Annotated in this window: 1 protein-coding gene; it reads left to right on the top strand. The window is 55.4% G+C overall.

Translation table 11 applies throughout. The features are described from left to right. Window positions 1-163 precede the first annotated feature (163 nt). Window positions 164-415, top strand: a 252-nt coding sequence (locus tag KP705_RS18300; protein WP_215765331.1) for a DUF4158 domain-containing protein, incomplete at its 3' end; no start/stop codon positions are given.

The following is a 415-nucleotide window of genomic DNA, read 5'->3' as shown; positions in this document are numbered from 1 at the left end:
GTGTCATACGGGAAAGTGTAACGTATAAGGCCCCATGACTGCAAAACATATGGTACCACCTTTATGAGACACAGCACACGGCTGTATTCCATGACGTGTTGCACTTGTCCGGGACAGTCCGTCCAACGATCCCCTTCCGGACACATGAAGGAGACATCCGATCATGGCGCGGCGCCGTCTTCTGACCCGTGAAGCTCTCGCCCGACATTACGAGCCTTCTGTCGATGATCGCGAGATCACGAGACATTTTACACTCAGCCAGGATGACTTCGATCTGATCGCAACCCGCCGCGGAGAAACCTCCCGATTGGGTTTCACGATGGTCATGCTCTACATGCGCTGGCCGGGACGGGTGCTGGAATCTGGTGAAACACCACCGGCTCCCATTCTGTCATTTGTTGCGCGGCAGCTCGAC

Source organism: Gluconobacter sp. P1D12_c (genome assembly GCF_018812105.1).
Taxonomy (GTDB): Bacteria; Pseudomonadota; Alphaproteobacteria; order Acetobacterales; family Acetobacteraceae; genus Gluconobacter; species Gluconobacter oxydans_A.
The sequence above is the reverse complement of the archived record's forward strand: the minus strand, read 5'-3'. Positions and strand labels throughout refer to the sequence as shown.